The organism is Streptosporangium nondiastaticum, assembly GCF_003011965.1.
Classification (GTDB): domain Bacteria; phylum Actinomycetota; class Actinomycetes; order Streptomycetales; family Streptomycetaceae; genus Streptomyces; species Streptomyces nondiastaticus.
Genome location: NZ_PXWG01000071.1, coordinates 20798 through 32121, shown reverse-complemented (window position 1 = coordinate 32121; position 11324 = coordinate 20798). Strand labels below are relative to the sequence as shown.

Annotated in this window: 9 protein-coding genes and 1 pseudogene; 4 read left to right on the top strand and 6 right to left on the bottom strand. The window is 73.5% G+C overall.

Annotation, left to right across the window (positions count from 1 at the left end):
* Nucleotides 1–106: 106 nt before the first annotated feature.
* The 4 genes and pseudogenes from B7P34_RS22775 to B7P34_RS22760 form a co-directional block, all read right to left on the bottom strand.
* A pseudogene (locus tag B7P34_RS22775) lies at nt 107–625 on the bottom strand (TerD family protein); the annotation flags it as partial.
* A 139-nt stretch (nt 626–764) separates the two neighbouring features.
* Entirely contained in the window at nt 765–2195 is a 1431-nt protein-coding gene (locus B7P34_RS22770; RefSeq protein ID WP_146166900.1) for a DUF6777 domain-containing protein, read from the bottom strand.
* 203 nt (nt 2196–2398) lie between these two features.
* On the bottom strand, nt 2399–3943 hold the full coding sequence (locus B7P34_RS37595) for a serine/threonine-protein kinase (protein ID WP_189382976.1): 1545 nt from the start codon (nt 3941–3943) through the stop codon (nt 2399–2401).
* 154 nt (nt 3944–4097) lie between these two features.
* On the bottom strand, nt 4098–4862 hold the full coding sequence (locus tag B7P34_RS22760; RefSeq protein ID WP_106679279.1) for a DUF72 domain-containing protein: 765 nt from the start codon (nt 4860–4862) through the stop codon (nt 4098–4100).
* A 224-nt stretch (nt 4863–5086) separates the two neighbouring features.
* Here B7P34_RS22760 and B7P34_RS22755 point away from each other — a divergent pair, with 224 nt between their 5' ends.
* From B7P34_RS22755 to B7P34_RS22745, 3 genes are all read left to right on the top strand, one after another.
* A complete protein-coding gene (locus tag B7P34_RS22755) occupies nt 5087–5554 on the top strand; it encodes an HIT family protein (RefSeq protein WP_106679277.1) in 468 nt (155 codons plus the stop codon).
* 87 nt (nt 5555–5641) lie between these two features.
* On the top strand, nt 5642–6304 hold the full coding sequence (locus tag B7P34_RS22750) for a phosphoribosyltransferase (protein ID WP_106679275.1): 663 nt from the start codon (nt 5642–5644) through the stop codon (nt 6302–6304).
* On the top strand, nt 6301–6576 hold the full coding sequence (locus B7P34_RS22745; RefSeq protein WP_030364783.1) for a DUF1876 domain-containing protein: 276 nt from the start codon (nt 6301–6303) through the stop codon (nt 6574–6576). Before B7P34_RS22750 ends, B7P34_RS22745 begins: the two co-directional genes overlap by 4 nt.
* A gap of 145 nt (nt 6577–6721) precedes the next feature.
* On the opposite strand, the gene B7P34_RS22740 is transcribed toward B7P34_RS22745, so the two are convergent.
* Nucleotides 6722–8014: an erythromycin esterase family protein gene (locus B7P34_RS22740; RefSeq protein ID WP_106679273.1), complete on the bottom strand. Its 1293-nt coding sequence runs from the start codon at nt 8012–8014 to the stop codon at nt 6722–6724.
* 167 nt (nt 8015–8181) lie between these two features.
* Complete coding sequence (locus B7P34_RS22735; RefSeq protein WP_106679272.1) at nt 8182–9531, bottom strand: radical SAM protein; 1350 nt, start codon at nt 9529–9531, stop codon at nt 8182–8184.
* Between the two features lie 246 nt (nt 9532–9777).
* Here B7P34_RS22735 and B7P34_RS22730 point away from each other — a divergent pair, with 246 nt between their 5' ends.
* Entirely contained in the window at nt 9778–11181 is a 1404-nt protein-coding gene (locus B7P34_RS22730; RefSeq protein WP_106679270.1) for an amino acid permease, read from the top strand.
* Nucleotides 11182–11324 lie beyond the last annotated feature (143 nt).

The window sequence follows — 11324 nt, the reverse complement described above, 5'->3', positions numbered from 1 at the left end:
CGACCGGCGGCACCGGCGGCGCGGCGGGCGCATGGACGGGCGGCGCCGGTATGGCGGCCGGGGCGGGCGCGGGCGCGGCCGGGGCGGGGACCGGCTGAGGCTCGTCCACCGTGATGCCGAAGTCGGTCGCCAGTCCTTCCAGGCCGCTGCTGTAGCCCTGGCCCACCGCCCGGAACTTCCACTCGCCCTGGCGGCGGTAGAGCTCGCCGAGGACGAACGCCGTCTCGACGGTGGCGTCCGTGCTGTCGAAGCGCGCGAGCTCCGCGCCGCCGGCCGCGTCGGTGACGCGGATGTACAGCCCCGGCACCTGCCCGAAGCTCCCGCCGTCGGCCGAGGCGGCCAGCACCACGGTCTCGACGGACGGCTCGACCGCGGCGAGGTCCACGATGAGGGTGTCGGTCGTCGTGCCGGCGCCGGACGGCCGCTTCCCCTCGTGGCGGACCGCGCCCGAGGGGTGCACGGCCTGGTTGTAGAAGACGAAGTCCGCGTCCGAGCGGACTCTGCCGCCCGCGAGCAGCAGGGCGGAGGCGTCGACGTCCGGCACCCCGGGGGCCGTGTGCCAGCCCAGTTCCACCCGCACCGCCGGCGCCGGAATCCGGACGTTGGCACCCTTCAGCATCCCCATGTTCCACCCCTATGGACGGTCTCTTGCTTGCGGGGACAACGTATCGCGACCTTCGTTTGTCCCTGCTCGGCACAGATTGGGGAAGTGCGGGGCTTCGCGGCTTTTGTTCTTGCCTCGGAGACCTCGGCCTCGGTACGGGTCAGGACGCGCCGGTCGCCGCCCTGGGCGGACCGGGTTCGGCCGCGGTAGGGGCAACGGGGTGACCGGCGGTCGGCGCCATGGGCTTCTCCGGCTTTTCGGGCTTCTCGGCTGTCGGGGCCACCGGCCTCTCGGGCTTCTCAGGCTTCTCAGGCGGCGGCTTCTCGGGCTTCTCGGGTGGCGGCTTTACTGGTTTCTCCGGCTTCTCGGCCGTCGGCCCCACCGGCTTCTCGGGCCTTTCCGCCGTCGGCGCCACGGGCTTGTGGGTCGTGGGTGCCACGGGCTTCGTGGGGGCTTCCGGCTTCACGGACGTGGGCGTCACCGGCTTCGGCGCCGTGGGCGGCGCGACGGGCCGCGTCGCCGTGGGGACCGGCGCGCTCGTCCGGGGCGGTGTGGTGCGCGCCCCGCCGGGCGTGGTGCCGCCCTGCGACGGCTTCTTGGACGACGCACCCGGCCGCGGCGATACGGGAGGCTCCGTCGTCGGCCGAACTCCCTGGACCGAGGAGCGGGCTGACGGCTCGCCGGAACCGCCGGCGGACGATCCCGGACCCGAGGAGCCGGATCCGGAAGAACCTGCGCCGGACGAACCGGCCGACGGCTCCGAAGACTTCTCCGCAGGCTGCTTCGACGACGAACCCTTGTCCTTGGGGTCTTTGGACTCCGACGATCCCGCCGATCCCCCGGCCCCCGGCGAACCCGGAGAGCCCGCGGGCGTCTTCGGCGGGTCCCAGTGGAAGGGCTTGCTGTCCTTGCTCCCGTCGCTGCCCACGCCGCGGTCGAAGGCCTTGTCACCCTGGAAGGGGTCGACGAGGGGGATCTGCTTGACCGGGCCCTGTTCCTTCGTACGAGCCTTGATGACGGTCACCTCCGTGGCGGTGAATGACTCCCAGCGGGTGCCCGTGTAACTCGCCGCCTTCGTGTCGACGACCTGGTCCGGCTCCTGGAGCGGGTTGCCGCAGTTGCACTTGACGGCGGGCTCCGCGAAGTTGTCCGTGAGGACGAGCACGCCCTTCTGCAGCACCGACAGGTACTCGCTGGCCTCGCCGTCGCGGAAGTCGTGGTTCTTGACGAGCGTGTCGAACTCCAGGTACGTCTCGGTGAGGCCGTTGATGTACTCGCCGATGCGGCCCTCGTCGATGTTCTTCACCTCGGCCCACGCCCTGGCCTTCTCGGGGTCGTCGGTGAGCTGCTTGATCAGCGACGCCTTGTCGCAGTGCGTGGCGCCCTGGAGCCCGCCGAACGTGCCCCGGGCGTCGCCCGCCCGCTCCCCGCCGCCGCGCACGGCGGACCGGACGCCGCGGAGATCGGTGTCGGGGTGCTCCACGAACGGGAACGCTCCCATCTCACCCACGGCCTCCAGGACGAGTTGAACGGATTTCTTGCCGCCGGACCCGCACCCGGCCAGGCTCGCGCCGCCTATCAGCGCGGGCACGGTGAGGAGCGCGACGAGCCGGAGCCGGCGGCGTCGCGCGGACGGTTTCTGCTGTGTTCCTCGGAACGGATCGGGCACCAGCCGCATCTGCATCCCCCGAAAGCCGGTCGGTTCTTTCCTTCGGCGTCTTCCTTCAGCCCTTCGGCTTCGTTCTGCCTTTCGGCTTGTTCAGCCCTTCGGCTCGTTCTGCCTTTCGGCTGCTCTCAGCGCGTTGCGCATTGCGTCACCCAGCCGCCGTTGCACGTGCGGCCCGGGTTCCTGGTCGGTTCGGTCGTTGGGTAGCCGGGAGAGGCGGGGCGGTCCGTGGCGTGCCCGGACGGGGAGGGACGGGGCTCATCCGAGGCCCCGGGGCTGCCGGACTCGTCCGGCTGCCGGGATTCCGCGGGCTGGACGGTGCCCGTGGGGTCGCCGCCCGGCTGCTTCCCGTTGTCCCCGGGACCGCCCGCCGACAGGACCCCGGCGACGGTCCCGCCCGCGATGAGGAGCAGCGCCAGCAGCGGTCCCAGGTAGACGGGCCAGCCGCGGCGCGGCGGCGGTGCGGTGCCGGGGGCCGGGCCCGGAATCGGGCTCGGCGTCGGCGTCGGGAAAGGGGCCTGCACCGCCCCGTGGGCGGCCATCGGATACCCGGTGGGCCGTCCGACCGAGCCGACCGGGCCGGCCGGGCCGGCCGGGCCCCTGACCGACGCGCCTGCCGTGCTCGTCGGCGCTCCGGGCGCTCCAGGCACCCCGCCCGGCCCGGGCATGCCGTACATCCCGGGCGGCGTGCCCGGAGGCGGCGGGCTGCCGTACGACGGGGTCGCGTAGCCGGAGCCCGTGGCGAGCCCGGGAGCCGGCGGCGGGGGCGGCGCGGTGGGTGTGGAGGCCGCGGTGGGCACGTACCCGGCGGGCTCGGGCCTGCTCCAGTCGGGCTGGGTGAGCAGCTGACCGGAGGCGACGGCGTCCAGCAGGCGCTGTGCCTCGGCCGAGCCCATGCGGGTCTGCGGATCCTTGCGGAGCAGGCCTTCGAGGAGCGGCGTGAGCGGCCCGGCCCGCCGCGGCGTGGGCGGGTCGTCCTGCACGACGGCCTGCAGCGTGCTGAGCGCCGACGTGCGGCGGAAGGGCGAGACGCCCTCGACGGCCGAGTAGAGCGTGGCGCCCAGGGACCACAGGTCGGAGGGGGTGCCGGGCCGTTCGCCGAGGGCGCGCTCGGGCGCCAGGTAGTCGGGCGAGCCGACGAGGTCGCCGGTGCGGGTGAGGGTGCCGGAGCCCTCCACCAGGGCGATGCCGAAGTCGGTCAGCACGACGCGGCCGCCGGGCTCCATCAGGACGTTGGCGGGCTTGACGTCGCGGTGCAGGACGCCGCAGGAGTGCGCGCTGCGCAGCGCCTGCAGCACCATCGAGCCGACCTTGGCGGCCTCCTTGGGGCTGAGCACGCCCTCGTGCTGCAGGATCTCGGCGAGCGACCGGCCGCGGACGAACTCCATGACGATCCAGGGGCGGCCCTCCTGCTCGACCACGTCGTGGACCGTGATGACGTTGGGGTGGCTGATGCGGGCGGCGGCGCGGGCCTCCTGCTTCAGGCGCGCGTAGAGGGTGCGGACGTCCTGCTCGCGCATGTGGTCGGGGGCCCGGACCTCCTTGGCGGCGACCTCCCGGTCGAGGAGTTCGTCGACGGCGCGCCAGACCACGCCCATGCCGCCGCTGCCCAGCTGGTCGATGAGCCGGTACCGGCCGGCCAGTAACGGGTGCCGCTGCTGCTCGCCGTCCATGGTTCGTGCGCCCCCTTCCCCGTACGCACGGCGCCCCGGGCCGTGCGCGTTTTCGGGCCACACCGGCTGGGACGAGCCGGGTCCGGGCGGCGTTCCCGGTTCCGCTGCCGGAGGGGGAGGCACGCGGCGCACGGTGCGGCGCACCGGCGCGAGCTCAGGCGCGTGCGTCCGGGGTGCGGCTCGCCTTGCGCCCGAGCGCGGCCGCCGCGCGGGCGAAGGCGGCGGCGTCGAGGACGGCCGCCCCGCCGGGGTCGTTGTTGAAGTAGGCGTAGACGTGGGCCCGGGCCGGCCAGGTGTCGGCGATGCGCGCGGCCCAGCTCGCGAGGGCCGTCCGGCCGTAGCGCGGCCAGGGCCGGGCCCTTCCGCTGTGGAAGCGCACGTACCCCCAGGAGGCCGTCCGCCACAGCGGGGTGACGGGGCGTGAGCCGTGGTCGGCCCAGCACAGGGCGGCGCCGTGGCCGCGCAGGACGGCCCGCACCTCGTCGGTCCACCAGGAGTCGTGGCGGGGTTCGACGGCCACGCGGACGCCGTCGGGGAAGCAGCCGAGCGCGGTGTCCAGGAGGGCGGGGTCGGCGCGCAGGGTGGGCGGCAGCTGGAGGAGGACCGGGCCGAGCCGGGAGCCCAGCCCGGCGGCGTGGCGCATGAGCCGCCCGACCGGCTCCTCGGGATCGCGGAGCCGCTTGATGTGGGTCAGGTAGCGGCTCGCCTTGACGGCCATGACGAAGTCGGCGGGCGTGCGGTCGTGCCAGTCGGCGAAGGTGCCGGGCGGCGGCAGCCGGTAGAAGGCGTTGTTGTTCTCGACGGTCGCGAACTGCCGCGCGTACTCCTCCAGCCACAGGCGCTGCGGGCAGCCGTCCGGGTAGAGGACGCCGCGCCAGTCCTTGTACTGCCAGCCCGAGGTTCCGACGTGGAGAGGCATGCGTCTTCCCTGCCCCCGGCAGGCGGGGGCGTCACGGGCGGACCGCGAGGAACGCCGGATCGGCGGGGCGTACGAGGCGTGCGGGGAGTACGGGGCGTGCGGGGAGTACGGGGCGTGCGGGGAGTACGGGGCGTGCGGGGTGTGCGGGGTGTGTACGGGGCGTCGGGACGCCGGCCGGGGACCGCCGAGGCGTCACGGGCGGTCCGCTGCGGTTGACTGGGGGCATGGACGAGGCTGCCTGCATCTTCTGTGAGATCGCCGCGGACGGCTCCGCGGGGCACCGGGTCTTCGAGGACGCGGCGGCGGTCGCCTTCCTGGACGCCCGGCCGCTCTTCCCCGGCCACGTGCTGGTGGTGCCCCGGCGGCATGCCGAGACGCTCACGGACCTGTCCGCGGACGAGGTGGGGCCGTTCTTCGCCCGGGTGCAGCGGATCGCGGGGGCCGTGGAGCGCGGGATGGGCGCCGCGGGGTCGTTCGTGGCCGCGAACAACCGGGTGAGCCAGTCGGTGCCGCACTTCCACGTGCACGTGGTGCCGCGCAACCGCAAGGACGGCCTGCGGGGCTTCTTCTGGCCGCGGGGGCGCTACGCCTCGGACGAGGAGGCGGCGGAGGTGGCGGCGCGGGTCCGGGCGGCGCTCGCGTCCGGCCCCGGCTCCCCGTCCGGCTCCGGAGACGCCCGGTCCGTGCCCTGACATGGACGAGCGGCGGGAATCTGACCATATTAGAGGTATGGCTTCCCTCGTTCTCCGGAGCGCCGTCCCCGGGAGAAGAGGTGGATCATGAGATTCCGCGACCGCGTGGACGCCGGGCGCCGCCTGGCCGAGCGGCTGGGCCACCTGCGCGCCGAGGACCCCGTCGTCCTGGGCCTGCCGCGCGGCGGCGTCCCCGTGGCCTACGAGGTCGCCCGGGCACTCGATGCCCCCATGGACGTGGTGCTCGTGCGCAAGCTCGGGGTGCCCTTCCACGAGGAGCTGGGGTTCGGTGCGATCGGCGAGGGCGGGGTGCGGGTCGTGCACAGCGACATCGTCCGGATGGGCCGTGTGGAGGAGGACGACCTCGCCGAGATTCAGCAGCGCGAGGAGGCGAACCTGGCCCGCCAGGCCGAGCGGTTCCGCGGCGGCCGGCCGCGGATCCCCCTGAAGGGCCGCACCGCGATCGTGGTCGACGACGGCATCGCCACCGGCGCCACGGCGGCGGCCGCCTGCCAGGTGGTGCGGGCCCAGGAGGCGGCCCGCGTGGTGCTCGCCGAGCCGGTGGCGCCGCCGGACGCGGCGCAGGCGCTCCGCGCCGAGGTGGACGAGCTGGTCTGCCTCAGCACGCCGGCGGTCTTCTTCGCGGTCGGCGAGTGGTACCAGGACTTCTCCCAGACCCCGGACGAGGAGGTCATCGACCTGCTGGAGCGCAACAGGGCGGCAAGGACGGATCCCGGAGGTGTGCGATGACCACGGAGAAGATCGTCGAGAGCCCCATCGACATGGAGTTCCGCGAGGCCGGCGCGCTGACCCAGGCGGCGGTGCGGCTGCACATGCACGACGGCACGGACTTCACCGCCGTCGGGACGACCAACCGCAATCCCGCCGACCCCTCCCAGCAGCGCGTCGGCGAGGAGGTCGCGGCGGCGCGGGCGCTGCGCGACCTGTCCGAGCAGCTGCTCGACAAGGCGGGGGTGGACATCGAGGAGGCCACGCACGTCACGACGCGGCTGAACCACTGACCGGGACGCGGCCGGACCACCGGCCCCGCTGACCGGCCCGGGCGTGACCCCGCCGCGCCCGCGGCCGCCCGCGTCCGTCCGGGCCGGCCGGATGCCGGCCCGGACGAAGGTCACCGCTCGTCGGTCACCGGTCGTCGGTCACCGGTCAGATCTCGATGCCGTCGGCCACCCTGGAGGACGGGACGCAGAGCATCCCGTCGAAGGCGTCGGCGACGGGTACGTGCAGGTAGGCGCTCTGCAGCCGGGTCCGGTCGGGACTGCCGGCGCCCCTGGGCGCCCGGCGCAGCCCGGCGAGGCCGACGGCGCCGGCCGGCAGGGCGCCGGCGAAGGCGGCCTCGATGCTTCCCTCCTCGGGCGGCTCCAGTTCCCTGTCGTCGACGGTGAAGCCGAACCGGGCGTTCTCGTCGAGCGGCATCTCCGCCGTGCGGCCGCCGATGCTGGTCACGCCGAGGGCGAAGTAGTCGTCGCCCAGGGCGTGGCGGAGGTAGTGGCCCATGGGCAGCGTCGCCTCGGACCCCCCGAAGGCGACGGGTTCCTTCTGGAGGTGGGCGTTGTGGGCCATGAGCACGACGCGCGCTCCCGGCTCGGCGCGTTCCAGGTGCCACAGGACGGACCCGGCCATGCAGGTCTCGCGGGCGGAGAGGTCGACCGTGACCCCGTCGCCGGCGAAGAGAGCGGCCATGGCCCGGAGGGTGTGGTCCGCGTGGGCGGCGGCTTCCAGGCGCCGGAGGGCGACCTCGTACGCGTGCCGGCCGGTGCGGGCCACCTGCAGGGGCTCGGTGGCGCGGAAGCGGATGAGGAGGCGGGCGAGGGCGGCCGTGAGGGCGTCCTGCTCGGCGGCGGCCAGGCGCCCCCACGCGGGTGCCGCCGCGGCGGCGGACCCGGCGGCGAACCGCTCGGCGATCCCGATGGCGCGCTCGGCCTGCGGGAGCGCCCCGGGGTCGGCCTCGCGGAGGTGGTCGGCGACGGGGCGTAGCGCGGGCAGGAGCGAGCCGCCGGCCGCCGGGATGTCGATGCCGGCGAAGCCCACGGGCCGGGCCGCGGTGCGGTTGTGCAGGCGCAGGTCGTGCAACAACTCCGGCGCGCCCATGGGAAGGTCCGCCGCGGTGATCCGGGCGAGGTCGTCGTCGGGGCCGGTGCCCCGGGCCCAGGCGTCCAGGGGCAGGGCTTCGCTGAATCCGTACTCGAAGGCGAGGACGGTGAAGCCGCAGCGCTCGACGAGGAACCGCAGGAGGCGCCGGCGCGCGAGGCCGAATTCGTGGATGAAGTGCGAGTTCTCGCCGATGCCGACGACCCGGGCGTCGCCGATGAGGGCGCGCAGCGGCTCCAGGTCGTCGAGCGGTGCGTCGGGGTCGAGGGTGGCGAGGGTGGTGGCGTGGTCGTGCAGCCACTGGGCGAACGGGTCACGGCCGGAAGGGTGCACGGGCTGGACGGGCATGCTGAAGGCTCTTCTCTCGGTGTGTGCGGTGCACAGGTGCGGAACCGCACCTGTGCGGGGGCGTGCGCATTCCGAGGGAGCGTCAGCGGAAGAGAGTGCCTGGAACCATGATCGAATGCTAGGCGGCGCCGTGAACCGCGGGCAAAAGGTTTATGCGGGCAACGGGTTTATTGCGGTGCGGTCCGCTGACCGTCCTCCGCCGCTTCCTCCGCCGGGAGGCTGTCCATGAAGGAGCTCACCGAGAAGACGGCCCGCCCCGGCCCGGGCGGCCCGTAGCCGGGGGGCGAGGTCAGCCCGTACTCCTCCAGGGTCGCGCGGTACGCCTCCAGCAGCCGTACGTGGTACTCCAGCGGGGCCCCCTCGGGGTTCAGCCGGCCCAGGGGCGTGGTCGGTTCGGGGCACCAAGTGGTGAACCGCGGGACGATGCCGTGGGACATGAAGAACCGCAGTCCCTCCGTGGTGGACGCGATGGCCTCGTCGACGGTGGCGAACCCGTCCGGGGCGGCCATCTCCACGCCGGCGACGAAGTTGGGGATGACGTTGCGGGCGCCGAAGACGTCGGCGGAGTCGAGGATGCGCCGGTGCCACTCGGCGCGGCCCACGTAGCGCTCCTTGCCCGGGCAGTAGAGCTGGAAGAGCCGCTCGTCCCACACCTCGAAGTTGGGGTGGTAGATGCGGATGCCGTAGTCGTGGAAGCGCTGCACGTCGGCCTTGGGGAGGGCCTGGGCGACGACCTTGCCGATCCAGCGGCCCGGGAAGCGCTCCTCGATGGCCCGGGCGTAGCGGCCGTAGAAGTCGGCCTCGGTGTGTCCCGCGACCTTCGAGGTGATGGCGCCGCCGGTCAGGGTGTACGCCTGCGAGGCCCGGCCGGTGTCGTACCGGTCGATGATCTCCAGCGCCTCCAGGACCTCCTCGACCGGCTTGACGCCGGTGTAGGGGCGCCCGGCGGCCTTGTGCTGGCGCCAGTTGTGGTTGATGTCGCAGTACTGGCACTCCTCCTTGGCGCCGAAGTACTGGCAGACGCGGAAGACGGTCAGGTAGACGAGGTAGCCCCACTGGATGGTGGGGGCGACCTCCATGACGGACTTCCCGTTGGCGAGGGTCTGCCGGTAGTAGTCGGGCATGGGCGGCAGGCCGACGTCGGCGATCCGCCGCCCGTCGAGGTAGAGGCCCAGCGCGCCGTCCTCGCCGGCCCGGACCCGGTAGGGCGAGGCGGGGTTGACGCGGACGGAGACGACCGTGCGGCGCAGCTCGTAGGGGCCGCCCGTCAGCACGATCTCCTCGGGCGGGCGGCGCAGGGCGGCGGCGCCGAGCTCGGGGAGGGTGCGGTGGTCGAAGGAGAAGATGAAGTACGACTTGGGCTTGATCCCGCCGGAGGCCTCGTCGGCGGTGTCGCTGAGCGCGGAGTCGTCGAAGGCCATGCCGCCGCGCAGCAGGTCCTCCTTGAGGACGGCTTCCCGCGGGACGTGCGGGAACCGTTCCATCAGGCCCTCGATCAGGTGGGTACGGCCGGTCATGTGCGGTGCTCCCCCTTCGTGCGTGCGCTGCGGGCGGGGATCGCCCGTGATCACTGACGCTAGTCCCGCGCGCCGCGGGGGACGCGGCCGGGTCCGCCGTTCCGGGCTGTACCGTCCTCGGATGGAATGCTGCGAAACGATCACCCTGTGTGAAGTGACTGTCCGGATAACGGACGAGTTAACCGGATCTCCGTCCGCCTGCACATACTCGAACATCCCGATCTCGCATGATGGACAGGCACGACCATGAGCCGGACAGACATAACCTCTCCCCCGCAGACGGAGGGCGCCCCGACGCAGGGGTCGCCGCTCTCGAACGGGCTCAAGCAGCGGCACCTCTCGATGATCGCCCTCGGCGGCGTCATCGGCGCGGGGCTCTTCGTGGGCTCCGGCGCCGGCATCGCCGCCGCCGGCCCGTCGATCGTGCTCGCCTACGCCGTGTCCGGACTCCTCGTGATGTTCGTGATGCGGATGCTCGGCGAGATGTCCGCCGCCAACCCCGCCTCCGGCTCCTTCTCCGTCCACGCCGACCGGGCGATCGGCCCGTGGGCCGGCTTCACGGCGGGCTGGATGTTCTGGACCCTGCTGGTCGTGGGCGTGGCGATCGAGGCGATCGGCGCGGCCCACATCGTGCAGGGCTGGCTCCCGGGCACCCCGTCGTGGATGTGGGTGCTGGTCTTCATGGCCCTCTTCTGCGGCAGCAACCTGGCCGCGGTCTCGAACTTCGGCGAGTTCGAGTTCTGGTTCGCCGCCCTGAAGATCGGCGCCATCGGGCTCTTCCTGGTCCTGGGCGCGCTCGCCGTCCTCGGCGTCCTGCCCGGCAACGACTCCCCCGGCGCCGCGCACCTGCTGCACGACGGCGGGTTCCTGCCCACGGGCGTGAACGGCCTGCTGATCGGCCTGCTGGCCTCGCTCGCCGCCTACGGCGGCCTGGAGACGGTCACCATCGCCGCCGCCGAGGCGAAGGACCCCGTGCGCGGCGTGGCCAAGGCCGTGAAGACGACGATGTGGCGGATCGGCATCGTCTACGTCGGCTCGATGCTGATGATCGTCACGCTGATCCCGTGGAACGACAAGAGCGTCACCGAGAGCGGCCCGTACGCGGCCGTCCTCGACCGCCTCGGCGTCCCCGGCGGCGGGCAGATCATGAACGTGGTCGTCCTGATCGCCCTGCTGTCGGCCATGAACGCCAACATCTACGGCTCCTCGCGCATGGCCTACTCGCTGGTCTCCCGCGGCCAGGGCCCCAGGGCGCTGGGCAAGGTCTCCGGCGGCGTACCGCGCCGCGCGGTGCTCGCCTCGTCCGCCTTCGGCTTCTTCGCCGTCCTCCTGTCGTACTGGTACCCCACCACGGTCTTCGCCTGGCTCCTGAACATGGTCGGCGGCGTCGTGCTGGTGGTGTGGGGCTTCATCGCCGCCTCCCAGCTGGTGCTGCGCCGCCGCCTGGAGCGCGAGGCGCCCGGCAAGCTGGTCGTGCGGATGTGGGCCTTCCCGTACCTGACCTGGCTGACGCTGGCCGGCGTGGCCGGCGCCCTGGTGCTGATGCTGATGGAGGACGACACCCGCGTGCAGCTGTACTCGACGGGCGGCCTGGCGCTGGCCCTGGCGCTGGTCGGGTACGTGCAGCAGCGAGCGGCCGCCAAGCGCTGACGCTCGCGCTGGGCGCTCCCGGTAAACGCGAAGGCCGGTTCCCTCATCGAGGGAACCGGCCTTCGCGTATGCGGGGTCATGCCCGGTCCGGCGGGGTGGCGCCGGGGACCGTCCAACGGGATTCGCCGGGCCGGGCCCGGTGC

Excerpts from the sequence above, each read along its gene's own strand:
- B7P34_RS37595 (WP_189382976.1), bottom strand. The coding sequence starts at position 3,943 with ATGGACGGCGAGCAGCAGCGGCACCCGTTACTGGCCGGCCGGTACCGG.
- B7P34_RS22760 (WP_106679279.1), bottom strand. The coding sequence starts at position 4,862 with ATGCCTCTCCACGTCGGAACCTCGGGCTGGCAGTACAAGGACTGGCGC.
- B7P34_RS22755 (WP_106679277.1), top strand. The coding sequence starts at position 5,087 with ATGGACGAGGCTGCCTGCATCTTCTGTGAGATCGCCGCGGACGGCTCC.
- B7P34_RS22750 (WP_106679275.1), top strand. The coding sequence starts at position 5,642 with ATGAGATTCCGCGACCGCGTGGACGCCGGGCGCCGCCTGGCCGAGCGG.
- B7P34_RS22745 (WP_030364783.1), top strand. The coding sequence starts at position 6,301 with ATGACCACGGAGAAGATCGTCGAGAGCCCCATCGACATGGAGTTCCGC.
- B7P34_RS22740 (WP_106679273.1), bottom strand. The coding sequence starts at position 8,014 with ATGCCCGTCCAGCCCGTGCACCCTTCCGGCCGTGACCCGTTCGCCCAG.
- B7P34_RS22735 (WP_106679272.1), bottom strand. The coding sequence starts at position 9,531 with ATGACCGGCCGTACCCACCTGATCGAGGGCCTGATGGAACGGTTCCCG.
- B7P34_RS22730 (WP_106679270.1), top strand. The coding sequence starts at position 9,778 with ATGAGCCGGACAGACATAACCTCTCCCCCGCAGACGGAGGGCGCCCCG.